The organism is Streptococcus sp. 27098_8_113, from assembly GCF_041432545.1.
GTDB lineage: Bacteria > Bacillota > Bacilli > Lactobacillales > Streptococcaceae > Streptococcus.
In genome coordinates, this window is sequence record NZ_JAPVZU010000012.1 from 47,334 (window position 1) to 63,728 (window position 16,395).

The following is a 16,395-nucleotide window of genomic DNA, read 5'->3' on the forward strand; positions in this document are numbered from 1 at the left end:
TATGAATTATTCAAAAGCTTTAGTAGAAAGCTTAGAGGCGGCTCAGCTCTTAGCTGGTCATTTTGCTACTGATTATTTAGAATCGTGGCAGGTGCTGATGGCTCTGGCTAATAATCCCTACAGCGTGGCAGGCTCGGCTCTAAATGAATTCCCTATTGAAGTGGATAAACTGGAAGAAGCAGCCTTTGACATTACTGGAAAAGAGTACCAAAAAAAGGGTGGTTTTGACTTATTGCCTTTCTCTCACCGTTTGGAGGAACTCTTTACTCAAGCAGGGCAGATTGCGGAAGCCGTCCACGCTAAAAGCCTAGGAACAGAGCACCTGCTCCTAGCCATGCTATTTGACCGTGGGACCTTGGCAGCTCGTGTGTTAGAAGCTGCAGGTTTCGGCTATGATGATAAGAGTTCAGCCCCTCGATTCAGTGATTTGCGAAAGGTTTTAGAGCAGCGTGCTGGCTGGGGCAGAGAGGAAATCAAATCGATCCGTTCGATAAATAAAAATACGGCCTCTGCTAAACAAACCATGGCGAATATGATGGGCATGCCTCCTTCAACTAGCGGTGGCCTGGAAGACTATACTCGGGATTTGACAGAACTGGCTCGGGCTGGTCGTCTGGAACCAGTTATCGGGCGAGATGAAGAAATTTCTCGAATGCTTCAGATCCTCAGCCGCAAGACAAAGAATAATCCAGTGTTAGTTGGTGATGCGGGGGTTGGCAAGACAGCTCTGGCTCTTGGCTTGGCTCAACGCGTAGCAGCTGGGCAGGTTCCGGCAGAACTTGCCAAGATGCGCGTCTTAGAATTAGATTTGATGAATGTCGTTGCTGGGACTCGTTTCCGCGGAGACTTTGAAGAGCGGATGAACAATATCATCAATGACATCGAAGAAGACGGCCATGTCATCCTCTTTATCGATGAGCTGCATACCATCATGGGCTCTGGTAGCGGGATTGACTCGACCTTGGATGCGGCCAATATCCTGAAACCGGCTCTGGCTCGGGGAACCTTGCGGACAGTTGGTGCTACGACGCAGGAAGAGTACCAGAAGCATATCGAAAAAGACGCTGCTCTGTCTCGGCGTTTTGCCAAGGTGACCATTGAAGAGCCTACTGTGGCCGACAGCATTGCTATTCTGCAAGGTCTGAGAAAGAGTTATGAGGATCACCATAAGGTGCAGATTAGTGATCAGGCCATTGAAACAGCGGTCAAGTATGCTCATCGCTATCTGACCAGCAAGCATTTGCCAGACTCTGCTATTGACCTTTTGGATGAGGCCAGTGCAACTGTGCAGAACAAAGGACCGCAGAATTATAAACAGTCGGATTTGACGCCTGTGGATCAGGCTTTGATGGCTGGAAAGCTGAAAAAAGTCAGCCAGCTACTAGCAAAAGAGCAGGAGCCAACTGTTTACAAGCTGAAAGTGGAAGAAGGAGATATCCTGGAGACTCTCAGCCGCTTGTCTGGTATTCCTGTGCAGAAATTGACTCAGACAGATGCCAAAAAATATCTCAACTTGGAAAAAGAATTGCACAAGCGGGTTATCGGACAGGATGCGGCAGTTTCGGCTGTCAGCCGAGCTATTCGTCGCAATCAGTCAGGCATCCGCACCGGCAAACGCCCAATTGGTTCCTTTATGTTCTTAGGGCCAACGGGTGTCGGAAAGACTGAGCTGGCTAAGGCCTTGGCAGAAGTTCTCTTTGATGATGAATCAGCCCTGATTCGCTTCGACATGAGTGAATATATGGAGAAATTCGCAGCGAGTCGTCTCAACGGGGCGCCCCCAGGCTATGTAGGCTATGAGGAAGGCGGCGAATTGACGGAGAAGGTGCGCAACCGTCCATATTCTGTCCTCCTCTTTGACGAGGTAGAAAAGGCTCACCCAGATATTTTCAATGTCCTCTTGCAGGTCTTGGATGACGGCCAGTTGACTGATAGCAAGGGCCGCAAGGTGGACTTCTCCAATACCATCATTATCATGACCAGCAATCTGGGGGCAACGGCCCTGCGGGATGATAAGACGGTTGGTTTTGGCGCGCGTGACATCCGCTTTGATCAGGCCAATATGGAAAAACGCATTCTGGAAGAATTGAAGAAGACCTACCGGCCTGAATTTATCAACCGGATTGACGAAAAGGTGGTCTTCCATAGTCTGTCTGCTGAGGATATGCAGGAAGTGGTCAAGATTATGGTGCAACCGTTGATTAGGAGTCTGGCAGAGCAAGGCATCGTGCTTAAATTCCAAGCTAGTGCCCTGAAATTGCTGGCTCAGGAAGGTTACGATCCAGAAATGGGAGCGCGGCCGCTGCGCCGTACCCTGCAGACGCAGGTGGAGGACAAGCTGTCTGAGTTGCTCCTGACTGGAGATTTGGCAGCTGGTCAAACGCTCAAAGTTGGTGTCAAAGGTGGCCAACTCAAATTTGAAATGGCTTAGGGAGGATGTGTGCAATGGAAATTCGTGTGATGACAGAAAAGGATTATGCCTCTGTTTACCAGCTGTGGCTCTCTTGCGCTGGTATGGGGCTCAATAACTTAGATGACTCTGAAGAAGGGATTGCCCGCTTTTTGAAGCGCAATCCTGAGACCTGTCTGGTTGCCTTGGAAGGGGAGAGCTTTATAGGTGCTATTCTAGTTGGCACAGATGGACGTAGAGCGTACATTTATCATACAGCTGTCCATCCATATTTTCGTAGAAAAGGAGTAGGCAAAGCTCTGGTCGAACAGGCCTTGTCAGCAGTGAAAAGACTTGGTATCCATAAAGTATCGCTGGTCGTTTTTGAAAGAAATGAACTGGGCAACCGTTTTTGGCAGGAACTGGGATTTTCAGTTAGAAATGATCTGCTTTACCGAGATCAAGGGCTAACGGAGATGATTCGACAGGATACATAAAAAAGCTGATTCACTTGGCATTCTTGCTAGGCTAATCAGAACCGTGTTATCATACTGAAGAATATGTTTAGAAAGGCAGAAACTGTGTCTCTTCGTTATCTTGCTCGAATAGCTCTTCTGGCGGCTGTCTGCGTCGTGCTTCGTTATGCTTTTGCCGGCCTGCCCAATATCAAGCCGATTACAGCGCTGTATTTTCTCTTGGTGGATTTTGAGGACTTGAAGGGCTCTCTTCTAGTCATGTCTATCAGTATCTTTGTATCTTCTTTCCTCTTTGGAATGGGACCATGGGTTCTTTTCCAGATCTTATCCTTTACGGTGGTTATTTTCCTATGGTACCTACTGTATCGGCGACTAGGCTTGTTTGGCCAGAGTATGTTGGCCTTGCTTTTAGCCTTTAGCTATGGTCTTGTGATTGATGGTATCACAGCCTTGCTTTATCAAATGCCTTGGTGGACTTATGTGGCGGCAGGAGCAGGCTTCAATCTAGCTCATGCCTGCTCAACCATGCTCTTTTATCCTATTTTGTATTTTATTTTAAGGAGACTTTATCATGAAAAAAATCTTTAGCTTACTTACGCTTGCCTTTGCTCTCTTCTTAGTGGGTTGTAGCAATAGCCAAACAAAAACGGATACTAGCTCTAGTTCGGCTGCTTCTTCTGTCAAAAAGGAACTGAAAATCAGCATCAGTATTGCACCAGAAGGTCAGGAGAAGAGCGAGAAAACGGTGGCTGTTGAAGAAGGAAAAACAGCGATGGATGCTTTGAAGAAGGCCTATAAGGTCGAAGAAAAAGAAGGTTTTATCACTTCGATTGATGGACATGCTCAGGATGAAGCAAAGGGCCTCTACTGGATGTTTAAGGTCAACGGAGAAATGGCTCCTAAGGCAGCCAATCAAATCACTGTCAAGGATGGAGACAAGCTGGAATTCTACCAAGAAGTCTATCAGCAATAATCTTGTAGAATAAGAATCTGATGTTTAAGGCATTAGGTTCTTTTTTTGTGCCCTTGATACAGTTTTAAAGTGTCTGAAAAATATTTTTATAAATTCTTATAAAAAACTATTGACAAAAGAAAAATATAGTTTATAATAAAACCACAGAAAGAATAAATTATAAAAAATGATAAAAAGGTGAGGTCATGAAAAAACAAATTGCAATCGTCTTTGGAACCTTTGCTCCCTTGCATCAGGGGCATATCGATTTGATTCAGAAGGCTAAGCGTTCTTATGACAAAGTGCGCGTGGTGGTTTCTGGCTATCAGGGTGACCGTGGCGAGGAAGTAGGCTTATCTTTGCAGAAGCGATTCCGTTATACGCGGGAGACATTCGCCGATGATGAATTGACTCAGGTTTATAAACTAGACGAAACGTCTTTCCCTCGCTATCCTCTGGGTTGGGATCAGTGGTTGCCAGCTTTATTGGACTTGGTGGACTATGATTCAGAAGTCGAGGAGTTGATTTTCTTTGTCGGAGAGGCTGATTATCAGGCAGAGTTAGAAAAGCGAGGCTTCAAAACTTCTTTTGAGGAGCGGCAGTTTGGGATTTCAGCTACGATGATTCGGGAAAATCCTAGCCTTTATTGGAAATATATCGCCCAACCTTTCCGCCGTCACTTTACCAAGAAAGTGCTGATTATGGGAAGTGCCAGCAATGGTAAAACGACCTTGGCCAAGGATTTGGCTCGCTTCTATGATGCTCCAGTCAGTCTAGAATATGCTCGGGAATACCAGATTCAAAATAATGTGCGAGATGATGAGCTGACACCCAAGGACTACTATTATCTGCTCCTGGGACAGTACGCTCAGACTTCCCGCTTGATTGACAGCAGCGCCAACCGTGGTCTGGTCGTGGCCGATACAAATTCGTTGGTAACCAAGGCCTACTATGATTATTATCTGAAAGAAAGTCCAGTTCAAGACGAGGAGACAGACACCTTTGACAACCTCTTTGCTAGTATTTTGGCCAAGGAAAAATGGGATTTGATTCTCTTTGCTGAGCCGGTCGGAGCCTATGTCAACGATGGCTTTCGCGATATGAGCATGGCAGACGAGGCTATCCGCAGTGATTTTTCAAGCTATCTGAAAAAGCTGAAAGAGCAGTGTTTGGCTCATATTCCGACGGTCTATCTGGCTGGCAGTTATTTGGACAATTATCAGGCGGCTAAAGAAGCAATTAACAAGATTTATCAAGCAGATTAAAAAAGAAAGTGGTAAAATAGAATGGTAGTAAAAAATCAAAAACTCTCTCCTGCAGCTCTCTACGCAGGACTAAAACAAAAATCTCAAACCTTTGCTCGGAATTTCCAGAATGTCTGTGCAGCAGCAAAAGAACAGGGCTTTAGCGGTATCGCCAAATTGCTCTGGCAGGATTTATTTGGCGGGCGCAGCTTGACTCAATGGCTATACTTGATTGCTCTTTCTAGTCTGCCCTTCATTCTGGAGTTTACCAGTGGGCAGGAACAACATGACTGGCTGGGACTCTTTGCTTCCTGGACAGGCATCGTCTGCGTCATCCTAGTAGCTGAGGGGCGGGCCAGCAATTACCTCTTTGGGGCTGTTAATTCGGCCATTTATCTCATCTTGTCCTTCCAGGCTAGCTTTTATGGAGAAGTGCTGACAACAATCTACTTCTTTATCATGCAGCCAATCGGCCTTTACACTTGGCTGTCCAATCGGGTCAATGAGCAAGATAAGGCAGAGCCCTCTCATTTTGAGGCTAAGAAGTTAGACTGGCGTGGCTGGCTTAAATATTTGGCCTTGACTGCTCTGATTTGGATTGGTATGGGCTTTGCTTATAAGAGCATTCACAGTCACCGGCCTTTCCGCGATAGTGTGACAGATGCGACCAATGGTATCGGTCAGCTTCTTATGACGGGTCTCTACCGCGAGCAGTGGATTTTCTGGATTGCGACCAATCTCTTCAGTATCTACCTCTGGTGGGGCAGCAACCTTCATATCCAGGCCATGTACTGGGTTTATACCCTCAATAGTATCGTCGGCTGGTATCAGTGGACCAAGGCAGTGAAGAAAGCTTAGAGCAAGATTTGGAGGATTTTTGATCGAAATGATAGCTTAGGAAAGGAAGAAATATTCATGACCAAACAGGATATCCCAGCGGGAATGTCGGAAAAAGAGTATTACGAAACAATGGCAGATGAGTCCGCCTTTTTGGCATGGTACAAGACACAGGATTTGCCTAAGTATGAGACGCCCAGCGTAACAGCGGATATGGTGGCCTACTGCTTCGTAGAAGGCCAGTTGAAACTCTTGGTTATCAAGCGCAAGGCCCATCCTTATCAGAATAAATATGCCTTGGTTGGAGGCTTTGTGGACAAAAATGAGGATGCCTATCAAGCCTGCATTCGCGAGGTCAAGGAAGAAGTAGACCTCGAGATACCGCTAGAAAAGGTGGAGCAGCTGATGACGGTCTCCACTCCAGGACGCGATCCGCGTGGTTGGGTCATTACCATTGCCCATTTGGTCTATCTGCCGGCAATCGCTATTAACCAAGTCAAGGCTGGCGATGATGCCAAGGAAGTCACTTTTCTTGATGTGGATTTTAAGACAAAGAGCTTTAGGGATGGCGAGCGTCTTCTGACAGCAGAGGACTTTGCCTTTGACCACTACCAAATCCTGCTGGAGTCTATCAAGCGGATTCAGGGGCGACTGGACTGGAATCCAACTTTTCTTCATTTGCTAGAATCGCCGTTTACTGTTTATGAAGGGACTGAGTTGGTCAATCTCATCACGCCTAGACGCCCCATCGTCAGCAATAATTTTCTCGTAAAATTTGGAGAATATTTGGAAGAGGCCGGTGTCAAGCGCGTGCCAAAGAAGAAACCAAGAAAAGTTTATAAACTGAAGACAGAAAAATCGGATTAAAAGAAAATTGATGATATAGTTTACTTGCAGGACAAAAATGTTCTGCTTTTTTTATTTTTATTACGAATATAAAAGTAGCGACATATCTGCTGAAGAAGAGAGGAGGCCTAAGTTCCGGATGCTATTTGCTTCAAAAATTTTTGAAAAATTCCATTTATCTAGTTGACATACTTTATTGCAAGTGTTACAATAATATTACAAAAAGATTTCCGAATGTTACAAAGGAGAAGAAAAAATGAAAACTAAGACTTATACAAAATTGATGGCCGCTACTGTTCTAGCTTCTAGCTTGCTTTTAGGGGCTTGTGGTCACAAAGAAGAAACCAAGACTAGCGCAAGTGCTAATAAGACAGTACAGACTTCTTCTAGCTCTAAAGTTGCTTCATCTAGCAAAACTAGTAGCGCTCCAAAAGCCAGCAGCAATACTTCTTCAAATAAAACAGTAGGGCAAGCAGAACAAGTACAGAAAGCTGTGGAATCTGTTCAACCTTCACAAAACCAAACACAACAAGGGGTGGATCAGCAAGTTCAATCTCAACAAAATACACAGGCTCAACCAAGCCAATCTCAACAAGCTCCTAGTCAACAAGCTACGCCGACTCAACCAACTAAACCAAATAAAGCGACTCAGCCAGCCCAACCGAGTCAACCAGCTCAAAATCCAGCCACTGATCGTCAGCTTCAAAACAAGCAGGCAGAAACAAATGCTCGCTATAAAGGCGTTTTGAATATGGTGGATGGAGATTTCTCTGCAGCTGCAGGTAATTGGACAGATGCAGGAGGTAGTACAGTGACTGTTTCAGCAGGCGGACAATTTAGCGTCAAGTCAGCGAATGGAACTGTCAATACTTACCATATTGCTTCATATGCCTATACTTTGGATGATGGTCGCTATACAGCTCAACTGGGTTCTGCTGAACCGTCTGCTCCTAAATTGGGCATCCAAATCACTACTGGCGCTGACGGTAAAGTAGCTAGTGTTCAATTAATCAAATAAGAAAAAAGAAATAAAAAAGGAGGCACCTTTGTAAATGCTTCCTTTTTTATTGCTTTAATGTTGGAGTTGCAAGAGTTCTTCAATCTCTGCCAGGGTGCTAGCTTGTGAAATGGCACCGCGAAGTTTAGCTGCACCAGATGTTCCACGAAGGTAGTGAGGAGCGAGTCCGCGGAATTCACGAACGGCTACGTTTTCTCCTTTGAGGTTAATCAAGCGTTTGAGATGTTCATAAGCAATCTTCATCTTGTCTTCAAAGGTCAAGTCTGGCAGGATTTCACCCGTTTCAAAATAGTGGTTGATTTGGTTGAAGAGGTAGGGATTTCCCATAGCTGCACGGCCAATCATGACAGCATCAGCACCGACCTCTTCGATACGTTGCTTGGCTTCCTGCACGCTGCGGATATCACCGTTGGCGATGAAAGGAATCTTGGTCAAGGCTTGAGCTACGTCGTGCAAGGTCTCGAGGTCAGCATGCCCTGTGTACATTTGCTCACGGGTGCGACCGTGCATGGCCAAGGCTGAAACACCAGCCGCTTCGGCTGCCAGAGCATTTTCTACAGCCAGTGAGCTGTCGGACCAACCTGTTCGCATCTTGACTGTCAGAGGAATATCTAGAACGGACTGGACCTTGTTGATAATTTTATAGATTTTCTCAGGATCCTTGAGCCACATAGCACCAGCTTCGTTTTTGACGATTTTGTTAACAGGGCAGCCCATGTTGATATCGACGATATCCGTCTTGGTGTTTTCTTGGATAAATTCCGCTGCGCGGGCTAAGCTGTCTTCATCACTACCGAAAAGCTGGATAGAAACGGGATTTTCGCCTTCATCGATGTGAAGCATGTGAAGGGTTTTTTCGTTGTTGTATTGGATGCCCTTGTCAGAGACCATTTCCATCACGACCAGGCCTGCTCCCAGCTCTTTGGCAATGGTCCGGAAAGCAGAGTTGGTTACACCGGCCATAGGCGCTAGAACTGTGCGGTTGGGAATTTCAACATTTCCAATCATAAAAGGGGTATTAAGATTTGTCACGAATCAGTTCCTCCAAGTCATTTTGGTCAAAGTGATAGGCTGTCTGGCAGAATTGACAGATGATTTCAGCTCCGTGGTCTTGGTCACGCATCTCTTCTAAGTCAGCCTTTGGAAGTGTAGCCAAGGCATTCATGAAGCGCTCTTTGCTGCAGTCGCACTGGAAGCGAATTTCTTCTTCAGACAGGCGTTTGTAGGGCTCATCTCCATAGATGGCAGCCAGCAGAGCTTCAATGTGATCATCGGATTCTAACAGCTTAGAGATAGCAGGCATTTCTTGGATCCGCTTCTCAAAGCGAGCAATATCAGCTTCTTTGGCACCAGGCAGAACTTGTACCAAGAAACCACCAGCAACCTTAACTTTATCATGCTCATCCAAGAGAACGTTGAGACCAACGGCAGAAGGAGTTTGCTGACTTTCGGTCAGGTAGAAGGCTAGGTCTTCACCGATTTCACCAGAGATGAGTGGCGTCATAGAATTGTAGGGATTGCCAGTGCCGTAGTCCGTGATAACCAAAAATTGACCAGAGCCGACAAAAGGGCCGACCAGAACTTCGCCAGTGGCTGTCTTTTTAATATCGACACCGGGATTTTGCACATAGCCCTTGACATTGCCCTCAGTATCCGCCACGGTGATGATGGCGCCTAGCGAGCTAGTACCAAGAACCTTGACGGTGATCTTGGTCTGGCCCTTTTCATTAGCCGCCAAAATTTGACTGGCAATCAGTGTGCGCCCCAGTGCCACGGTAGAGCTTGCTTGAGTTTGATGTTTTTCTTGAGCGGTCCGAACCGTCTCTGTGCTATCCAGCACATAAGCGCGGAAAGAACCGTTTTCTGAGATAGTTTTAATAATTTTGTCCATACCTTTTATTTTAACATAAAAATAAAAACAAACGTAGCCTTTGTGCTTGTTTCGTCAAAGATTTCTTCTTTACATTGTGCTAGAATCAAGTTAAACAAAAAGGAGAAGATTGATCAATCAGGATTCAAAGGCATCCATCTATGATCTAGCAGTGTCGGATGCGTTTGATTTGACAAATGTAACACAATTAGTTACAATTAAAACATAAATTACGAATGGAATCAAAAAGGAGAGCTTATGATTGAAATTACCTATCTAGATGCAGCTAAGTCAGAACGGAAGATAACTTTCGAGTCTTATGAGGAGTTTGAACTATCCCAGCAAGCCTGCCTGATCGGGGTGGCGGATTATCATCCAGTTAAAAAGTTAGTTTATAATGGTCATGATTTGGGCTACCATGGGACTTATGGAGATGTTTACTTTTTCCTGATGAAACAGGATTTGAGCCAATATAACTAAAAAGGAGAACTACAATGGCAAAAGCAATTACAGATGCAACATTTGAACAAGAAACAAAAGACGGTTTGGTCTTGGTAGACTTCTGGGCAACTTGGTGTGGGCCATGTCGTATGCAAGGTCCAATCTTGGATAAATTGTCTGAAGAGCTTTCAGAAGATGTCTTGAAAATCGTCAAAATGGATGTGGATGAAAATCCAAACACAGCTCGTGCCTTTGGAATCATGTCTATCCCAACCCTTCTCTTTAAGAAGGATGGCCAAGTGGTCAAGCAAGTCGCTGGTGTTCACACTGCAGAACAAATCAAGGCGATTGTTGCGGAATTGAGTTAAAAGCAAAGCACTCCCATTCGAAACGGGGAGTGTTTTTTCATAGAAAAAGCCCTGTTCCTCAAACTGAGGACAGGACTCTTTTTCGTTTCTTATTCTTCTGTTCCAAGGCAGTTTTTAGCAACAAGAGCTGCAAGAACACCACCTACGATTGGGGCAAGGATGAAAATCCATACTTGTTGAAGGGCTGCGCCACCTACCAAGACAGCAGGCGCTAAGCTACGAGCTGGGTTCACTGAAAGTCCAGTGATGTTCAATCCCACAAGGATCATAGCTGTCAATGACAAACCAATCACCAAACCAGCAATCGCACCATTTCCCTTGCTTTCTGAAGTCACGGTCATGATCACTAAAACAAACAAGAAAGTTGCGATGACTTCAAACAGGAAACCGCCAAAGACAGTTACACCGTTTGCCAAGGCATTTTCACCAAGACTAGCAGTTGACATGCCTGAGTTTGCCAAGAGGAAGAAGACTGCGGCTGACGCAAGGAAAGCTCCAACCACTTGTCCAAGGATGTAGTTGACAAGGTCTTTTGATGACAAGCGTTTGTTTACAAACATAGCGATTGAAACAGCTGGGTTCAAGTGAGCACCTGAAACAGTTCCAATTGAGAAAGCTGCTACCACGATTGCCAAGCCAAATGCCAAAGCAATTCCTAGGTGGCCAAGACCTTCAACACCATTTCCAAAAACAACAGCTCCTGTTCCGATGAACACAAGCATGAAAGTACCGATTAATTCAGCGACAAATTTTTTCATTTTCTATCTCCTTTTTAAAAAAATCTATGTATTAGTCTATCAAAACAAACAGGTGGATTCAAGAAAAGTGCTCTGAACATATATTTTGGTTGGAATATCCTTTTTTATTATAGGCGATTATAGAGGAAATACCCTAACTCTCAGTTTTTTTGTTGGAAAATATAGTTTTTAGGTTATAATAGGAAGAAGGTAAATTACAAGGTATAGAAAGGGCGCTGTTTATGCTTGAGTCATTATCGCAGTTTGGCTTTATTTTGATGGTTTTTACTCCGTTTATTGCGGTGCCGATTTTCTGTTTCTTTGTGGGCTGGATGATTCCTAGGTCGCAAATAACGGAAAAAAGCATCATGGCTGTATTAAGCTTTGTCCTTTTTTGCTTGGTTTTGATTTCATATTATGCTCCTCAACTGTTGGGAATGTTTTTTTGGGGGCTTATCTGGTTCTTTATTGGCCTCCTACGAGCTAAAAATTATAGCAAGTCACAGTTCTGGATAAGGTGGCTTATATTTAGCGTCTGTTTTACAATCTATATTTTGGTTTATCTATATTTCTTCAAACTTTTTTAAAAATTTAGCTTCAAATTTCATTTTAGGAACAGATTTATTGAATCATGTAAAAACAGACTGAGACAAAAATGTCTCAGTCTTGTTTTTTTACTCCCCCAACTCCTCGCTATAAGCAATAATCTGATCAACTGTGTCAGACAAGAACTGAATGGTGTCGCGAAGTGGTTTGTCTGTCGAAATATCTGCTCCGATAATCATAGCTGACTCGAGCGGAGTTTTGCTGCCGCCAGATTTGAGCAGTTCAAGCCAGTCACGGGCACCATTTTCGTCATTTTTCAGGTGTAGGTAGCCGGCGGTAGAGATGACCAAGCCTGCGGAGTAAGTATAGCTGTACAACCCCATGTAGTAATGGGCTTGGCGCATCCAAGTCAGGGCAGCGTCGTCGTCAATCTCAACAGCATCGCCCCAGAAGTCTGTCAAGACTTCTTTCATGATAGCGTTGAGTTTGCTTGCGCCGAAGGTTCCGCCTTCTTCAATCAAAGTATAGACCTTGCGTTGGAAGGCAGCTTCCAGCAAGTGGGTGATGAAGTTGTGGAAGTAGGTATCTGTCAGACGGTGAGCCAGGGCGAAGCGTTTCTGACGAGGATTATCAAACTGGCGTTCCAGATAATCACTGAGCAGGAGTTCATTAAAGGTAGACGGTGCTTCCACATAGTAGGTGGACATGTGGGCGTTGAAATAGCTTTGGTGATTGTCAGAGAAGATAAACTGACCAGAGTGGCCAATTTCGTGAATCAGAGTATAGACATCGCTCATGCGACCAGTCCAGCTCATGAGGACATAAGGGTGAACCCGATAAGGATCAGCAGCATAGCCTCCAGAATCCTTTCCAGCATTGGCCGCAAAGTCGACCCAGCGTTCTTCCTTATAGCGGGCAACTTCTTGACAATACTCTTGTCCGAGTGGCTCGACTGACTTCATGACGAGATCGTAGGCGTCATCAATACTGACTTCTGGATTGAGCTCGCTGTCCAAGTCCAGCTTCCAGTCGGCAAAGGTCATTTTTTCAAGTCCGTTTACCTTAGCGACATGCTTGAGGTATTTTTGAGCTACTGGGGCAAATTCACTCATAATCAAGTCGATCTGCCGGTCAAACATAGAGCGATCAACTTCTTGCTCAGCTAGTAAGTAGTCAAAGACAGAGTCATAGCCTTTCATGTCAGCCAGCAGTTTTTCAGACTTGACCTGAGCCAGATAGGCAGCTGCAGCGGCATTTTGGTGCTTACGAAGGCCTTCAGAGAAAGAGCGGAAAGACTTTTCGCGAATTTCTGCATTTTCATGGTTTTGGTAAAAATTCTCATAGGTGACAAAGCTATTTTTGTAAACTTTGCCGTCTACTTCAAAGTCAGCCATGGCAAAGTCGCCAGCCCGCATCTTGGTGTAAATATCCTGTGGACTGTAAAAGACCTCTCCCAGATTGGTCAAGGCTTTTTCGACATCCGCTCCCAGATAGTGGGCTTTTTTGATTTTAGCCTGGCGAATGGCTGAAGTCAGATGGGGCTCTTGACCTAATCTCTCTAAGACAGCTTCATCTGCACCGACCAGGGCGTCGTCAAAGAAGCTGAGCGCGACATTGGCCTCGGTCTCAAACTCCATGGCTGCTTGGGCAATCTGCGCAAAGCTCTCGTCGCCAAAGTCAGTGGTCTGTGGCATAAATCCGTAGTTGCCGATGTGGCTGATTTGGATATAAATCTGCTCTAACTCAGCAAATGCCCGCTCAAAATCTTCGAAAGTGCTAAGCTTGCCTTGGTAATCACGGACGAATTTCTGGATGTCCTCTCTGGCCTTTTCGATGGCCCGCAGGAAGTCCTCTTGGTCTTGGTAAAGGGCCGTTAGGTCCCAGAGTTCATTTTCCGGAAATTCAGAACGATGTTTTTGTTCCATAGTCTACTCCTTTTGATTAAATAGCTATATTCAGTATAGCAAAAAATCACCTAACATGTCTTGCTTAGAATAGATGTGAGATAAAATAATTCTGATAAAAGAGCATTCTAATTGAATTTAACGCAAAAATAGCATATGTTTTAGGAGTTGGCATTATTAAGGAGTTTGGTATACGAAAATTCTGTTTTCAACCCTCGCTCTAATTCCGAGTATTGATTTGAAATTAAAAAGAATGCTGATAAATCAACATTCTTTTTATATTCTCTTTGATAAAAATAATATTTTTTGTCTATTTAGCTACCAAAAAGCTACCAAAGATATACCTATTCAACAATTAACTGCATATAATCTCACTATCAGAACGTAGAGTTTTTATATTTCTTTTTAATCTGAAAATCATGTTAGTAATCATTAGAAGAATAACTTTTTCTATCTGTAGCTTTCTTTTTAATTTGTAATTTTTTAAAATCGGGTTCTTGTAAACTCCAGTTAAAGTATGATTGTTTCATCAATTCTTTAAAAATTAAATAATTTGTACTATCTCTTTCTAGTTTATTTAATTCTTCATCTTTCAAATCCTCTAAAATGTCTCTGGTAAATTGTCCTCCTTTTTTTAGTCCTTGAAATCCAGGATAGTAAATAAAATCATTTAAAATATAAAAATATTTAGCATCTTCTAATAAACTTTTCGTATGCGTTTGGTATTTTTCGGCAAAATTTATTATCGATTTTGACAAATAGTTTAAAACGACCTTATATCTGCTTTCATATCCAATTATATAATAACCAATAGCGCAAAGTGTATAGTAATCTTCTGGATTTTCATCTAGTAGTTGACATAAAAACTGAGAACTCAACTTCTTATCAAAAAATTTCAGATATACAATTAAATCAGAAATATTATTGATTCTATTTGAGTTATTCTTCAATATTCGATAGATATTTTCAAATATCCTATTTTCAATATCTAATAAATAATTTTCACCATTTGTTATAAAGTTTTCATTATTATTGATTGTTGTTCTTAATTTAAATATCGAAGCTCTGAATTTCATTAAAGTATAAATGTATGACTTTGTTGTATCAGAATCAGGATGAATTGAATAGATATTATTTATCTGATCAAGAGCAGTATTTATCGTTCGAAGGTATTCATAAAAGTTTTTATTATAGTTAGTCATTTCTTGATTAATAAAAATTGGTTCATAAATTTCTAAAGAGATAGTCTTTAAAAAGTATAGAACGACCCGCCTTTTAGAACTATGTGTATTGCTAATTATATTTCTTATTGTATCGTATAGATGATTCCAAGTATGCTCCTTAAGAATTATCTTGCCTACTGAAATTTTATAATCCTCAGAGTCTCTATTAAGACATTGTTTATACTTTTCAATGTTTTCAATAGTATTCGGATTCTGTGACAATTTCAGAAGGTTTAGTTCTCTCCTGTTATTGAAACTATAAAGAAGTTGCTTTAATTGTATAATGGATGAATCAGCCAATGAGAAAGGCTGCTCCTTAATTTGATGTTTATCAAGATTGAGTTTTAAATTGAAATTAGAAAGTTCCTTAGAAATTTCTTGCTCGATAATCTCGAGTATTTCGTAAGTTGAGGAAAAAATGTAGTAATCATCAATGAAGCGATAAATTTTATAATGTTTATTGAAGTAAATATTTTGCTGATTTAAGTTCTTCTCGATATTAAAATCACAGTGTGTTAAAATAATGTCAGCAATTATTCTATTTATTTCTGGTCCGATTATAATTCCATTAGTTTCGTTATCATTGCTTTTTTGTTGAATTATGTCAGATTGAGCAGCAAAAGTATTCTTCAACGACCAATCAGAGTATTCCTTACCTAGATGTTTATCTCCAACAATTGCCCATGTGATTGAGTGTGTATATATACTTCCAAAAAAGTTTTGGATATCGAGTTTAGAAAAAAATCTATATCGCAAACTATCTCTATTAAAACTAGGAGAATTTAGAATACTAGATAATTTATGGTGCTTATTATATGTGAAATATTTTTTAAAGAAAGGGTCCAATTCTTCATTTGTAATAGAATTATTTCCTTCGATGCCAAAATCTTGTTCTATTTTTAACAGTTCTTTTTCTAAAGCTTTGCTTTCTGAATATGTTATAGTGTTTGCTTTTTGAACTTTACGAACATTAAATTTAGACTTTTGAAGAAAGTTAATTAGTAAATATTCATATTTCATAATATAAAATAAAAACTTTAACTGTGAAGAAGGATGCATCAACGAAATTGTCCTATAACTACCATTATTTTTAGGGATTTCGTAGTGAAGTGGTATTGTATATTTTCCATTGAATTTTTCGTTAAACTTTTTATTATTGGTTGGAACCAGATTCATCAAATTTTCTAAATTATTTTTTAATGGTGAATTTGAGAAAAAGGTTGGTACCTCAGAAGGGAGAATTTCTGTAGTTAAAAACCATTCCTGTTTAAGATATTGTTTATTCATAATTTAATTATCCTTGATTTTTTGTCCCTTATATTGTACCATATAAAGTGTAGGCTTGAGAACACTAAATATTTTAATACTAGTTTAATACAAGATTGAGTTCTCATACACACAAAAAGATTATTTCAAGCTTTAGCTTAAGGTGTCATGTACCGTACATTGTATTATGTACCTCACGTTGTATATGGTGTCTATCTAGGTAAGGGTATTAAAATCTTGCCCATAGGGAATTTTATTATCCTTCCTGTGCCTACGAT

16 protein-coding genes are annotated in these 16,395 nt (G+C 42.1%); 11 read left to right on the forward strand and 5 right to left on the reverse strand.

Going from position 1 to position 16,395, the window contains the following annotated elements:
• Position 1 precedes the first annotated feature (1 nt).
• The 8 genes from O3644_RS07655 to O3644_RS07690 all read left to right on the forward strand — a co-directional run bounded on the left by O3644_RS07655 (position 2) and on the right by O3644_RS07690 (position 7,762).
• On the forward strand, positions 2 to 2,431 hold the full coding sequence (locus O3644_RS07655) for an ATP-dependent Clp protease ATP-binding subunit (protein ID WP_371595401.1): 2,430 nt from the start codon (positions 2 to 4) through the stop codon (positions 2,429 to 2,431).
• 14 nt (positions 2,432 to 2,445) lie between these two features.
• The gene (locus O3644_RS07660) at positions 2,446 to 2,886 is read left to right on the forward strand and encodes a GNAT family N-acetyltransferase (protein ID WP_148878246.1); all 441 of its coding nucleotides are present in this window, start codon (positions 2,446 to 2,448) and stop codon (positions 2,884 to 2,886) included.
• Between the two features lie 84 nt (positions 2,887 to 2,970).
• Positions 2,971 to 3,453 (forward strand): ECF transporter S component, encoded by a 483-nt coding sequence (locus O3644_RS07665; RefSeq protein WP_371595402.1) that lies wholly within the window; start codon positions 2,971 to 2,973, stop codon positions 3,451 to 3,453.
• The gene (locus O3644_RS07670; RefSeq protein ID WP_371595403.1) at positions 3,437 to 3,838 is read left to right on the forward strand and encodes a DUF4430 domain-containing protein; all 402 of its coding nucleotides are present in this window, start codon (positions 3,437 to 3,439) and stop codon (positions 3,836 to 3,838) included. The genes O3644_RS07665 and O3644_RS07670 overlap by 17 nt, the downstream gene beginning before the upstream one ends.
• A 185-nt stretch (positions 3,839 to 4,023) precedes the next feature.
• Entirely contained in the window at positions 4,024 to 5,082 is a 1,059-nt protein-coding gene (locus O3644_RS07675; RefSeq protein WP_371595404.1) for an AAA family ATPase, read from the forward strand.
• 21 nt (positions 5,083 to 5,103) lie between these two features.
• Complete coding sequence (gene pnuC / locus O3644_RS07680; RefSeq protein ID WP_371595405.1) at positions 5,104 to 5,919, forward strand: nicotinamide riboside transporter PnuC; 816 nt, start codon at positions 5,104 to 5,106, stop codon at positions 5,917 to 5,919.
• Positions 5,920 to 5,976: 57 nt separating this feature from the next.
• Positions 5,977 to 6,765, forward strand: a complete 789-nt coding sequence (locus tag O3644_RS07685) for an NUDIX domain-containing protein (protein ID WP_371595406.1) — start codon at positions 5,977 to 5,979, stop codon at positions 6,763 to 6,765.
• Between the two features lie 235 nt (positions 6,766 to 7,000).
• Positions 7,001 to 7,762, forward strand: coding sequence for a hypothetical protein (locus O3644_RS07690; RefSeq protein WP_048765304.1), 762 nt, complete (start codon positions 7,001 to 7,003; stop codon positions 7,760 to 7,762).
• Between the two features lie 54 nt (positions 7,763 to 7,816).
• On the opposite strand, the gene dusB is transcribed toward O3644_RS07690, so the two are convergent.
• Together dusB and hslO are read right to left on the reverse strand one after the other, a co-directional pair.
• On the reverse strand, positions 7,817 to 8,794 hold the full coding sequence (gene dusB, locus O3644_RS07695; RefSeq protein WP_045497813.1) for a tRNA dihydrouridine synthase DusB: 978 nt from the start codon (positions 8,792 to 8,794) through the stop codon (positions 7,817 to 7,819).
• Positions 8,781 to 9,653, reverse strand: coding sequence for an Hsp33 family molecular chaperone HslO (hslO, locus tag O3644_RS07700; protein WP_048765301.1), 873 nt, complete (start codon positions 9,651 to 9,653; stop codon positions 8,781 to 8,783). Before hslO ends, dusB begins: the two co-directional genes overlap by 14 nt.
• 237 nt (positions 9,654 to 9,890) lie before the next feature.
• Between hslO and O3644_RS07705 the strand changes: the two genes are divergently transcribed.
• Together O3644_RS07705 and trxA are read left to right on the forward strand one after the other, a co-directional pair.
• A complete protein-coding gene (locus O3644_RS07705; RefSeq protein WP_048765298.1) occupies positions 9,891 to 10,112 on the forward strand; it encodes a DUF4649 family protein in 222 nt (73 codons plus the stop codon).
• 14 nt (positions 10,113 to 10,126) lie between these two features.
• The gene (gene trxA / locus O3644_RS07710; protein ID WP_001029581.1) at positions 10,127 to 10,441 is read left to right on the forward strand and encodes a thioredoxin; all 315 of its coding nucleotides are present in this window, start codon (positions 10,127 to 10,129) and stop codon (positions 10,439 to 10,441) included.
• Between the two features lie 89 nt (positions 10,442 to 10,530).
• On the opposite strand, the gene O3644_RS07715 is transcribed toward trxA, so the two are convergent.
• Positions 10,531 to 11,199, reverse strand: a complete 669-nt coding sequence (locus O3644_RS07715; protein WP_048765295.1) for an MIP/aquaporin family protein — start codon at positions 11,197 to 11,199, stop codon at positions 10,531 to 10,533.
• A 221-nt stretch (positions 11,200 to 11,420) separates the two neighbouring features.
• Between O3644_RS07715 and O3644_RS07720 the strand changes: the two genes are divergently transcribed.
• On the forward strand, positions 11,421 to 11,765 hold the full coding sequence (locus tag O3644_RS07720; RefSeq protein WP_045497799.1) for a hypothetical protein: 345 nt from the start codon (positions 11,421 to 11,423) through the stop codon (positions 11,763 to 11,765).
• Positions 11,766 to 11,852: 87 nt separating this feature from the next.
• Here O3644_RS07720 and pepF read toward each other — a convergent pair whose 3' ends face one another.
• Positions 11,853 to 13,649, reverse strand: a complete 1,797-nt coding sequence (gene pepF / locus O3644_RS07725) for an oligoendopeptidase F (protein WP_048765292.1) — start codon at positions 13,647 to 13,649, stop codon at positions 11,853 to 11,855.
• Positions 13,650 to 14,050: 401 nt separating this feature from the next.
• The gene (locus O3644_RS07730; protein WP_048765290.1) at positions 14,051 to 16,138 is read right to left on the reverse strand and encodes an RNA-directed DNA polymerase; all 2,088 of its coding nucleotides are present in this window, start codon (positions 16,136 to 16,138) and stop codon (positions 14,051 to 14,053) included.
• Positions 16,139 to 16,395 lie beyond the last annotated feature (257 nt).

Bases quoted from the DNA above. Each gene is read 5' to 3' on its own strand.
- pepF (WP_048765292.1), bottom strand. From the start codon at position 13,649: ATGGAACAAAAACATCGTTCTGAATTTCCGGAAAATGAACTCTGGGAC.
- O3644_RS07675 (WP_371595404.1), top strand. From the start codon at position 4,024: ATGAAAAAACAAATTGCAATCGTCTTTGGAACCTTTGCTCCCTTGCAT.
- O3644_RS07715 (WP_048765295.1), bottom strand. From the start codon at position 11,199: ATGAAAAAATTTGTCGCTGAATTAATCGGTACTTTCATGCTTGTGTTC.
- O3644_RS07690 (WP_048765304.1), top strand. From the start codon at position 7,001: ATGAAAACTAAGACTTATACAAAATTGATGGCCGCTACTGTTCTAGCT.
- O3644_RS07670 (WP_371595403.1), top strand. From the start codon at position 3,437: ATGAAAAAAATCTTTAGCTTACTTACGCTTGCCTTTGCTCTCTTCTTA.
- O3644_RS07660 (WP_148878246.1), top strand. From the start codon at position 2,446: ATGGAAATTCGTGTGATGACAGAAAAGGATTATGCCTCTGTTTACCAG.
- trxA (WP_001029581.1), top strand. From the start codon at position 10,127: ATGGCAAAAGCAATTACAGATGCAACATTTGAACAAGAAACAAAAGAC.
- hslO (WP_048765301.1), bottom strand. From the start codon at position 9,653: ATGGACAAAATTATTAAAACTATCTCAGAAAACGGTTCTTTCCGCGCT.
- O3644_RS07685 (WP_371595406.1), top strand. From the start codon at position 5,977: ATGACCAAACAGGATATCCCAGCGGGAATGTCGGAAAAAGAGTATTAC.
- O3644_RS07730 (WP_048765290.1), bottom strand. From the start codon at position 16,138: ATGAATAAACAATATCTTAAACAGGAATGGTTTTTAACTACAGAAATT.
- O3644_RS07720 (WP_045497799.1), top strand. From the start codon at position 11,421: ATGCTTGAGTCATTATCGCAGTTTGGCTTTATTTTGATGGTTTTTACT.
- O3644_RS07705 (WP_048765298.1), top strand. From the start codon at position 9,891: ATGATTGAAATTACCTATCTAGATGCAGCTAAGTCAGAACGGAAGATA.
- O3644_RS07655 (WP_371595401.1), top strand. From the start codon at position 2: ATGAATTATTCAAAAGCTTTAGTAGAAAGCTTAGAGGCGGCTCAGCTC.
- pnuC (WP_371595405.1), top strand. From the start codon at position 5,104: ATGGTAGTAAAAAATCAAAAACTCTCTCCTGCAGCTCTCTACGCAGGA.